This is a genomic window from Pseudoalteromonas sp. S3178 (genome assembly GCF_005886985.1).
In the GTDB taxonomy this organism is placed as follows: Bacteria; Pseudomonadota; Gammaproteobacteria; order Enterobacterales; family Alteromonadaceae; genus Pseudoalteromonas; species Pseudoalteromonas carrageenovora.
In genome coordinates this window covers 1-268 of record NZ_PNCW01000162.1, presented here as the reverse complement: position 1 = coordinate 268, position 268 = coordinate 1, and the positions used below count along the sequence as shown (strand labels likewise).

At 42.2% G+C, this 268-nt stretch carries 1 protein-coding gene; it reads left to right on the top strand.

Annotated features, from left to right (window positions below; all coding sequences use genetic code 11):
* Positions 1 to 57: 57 nt before the first annotated feature.
* Positions 58 to 268 (top strand): LacI family DNA-binding transcriptional regulator (locus CWC11_RS20455; protein ID WP_138684153.1); only part of this gene is annotated, 211 nt, incomplete at its 3' end.

The following is a 268-nucleotide window of genomic DNA, read 5'->3' as shown; positions in this document are numbered from 1 at the left end:
GGTTGAAAAAAAAATTGAATGGCTGACAATGTCACTGTCTTAAGCGTTGAGAAGAACATGAAAGGTAAAGCAACTTCATTTGATATCGCCCATTATGCTGGCGTTTCGCAATCTACGGTGTCGCGCGCCCTAAGAAATAGCCCTTTGGTTAACGAAGAAACTCGTCGTCGCGTTCATGAGATTGCTAAAAAGCTTAACTATAAGGTCGATAAAAACGCGAGTAATCTGCGCACTCAGCAAAGCAGTACATTGGCTTTGCTGTTATTTG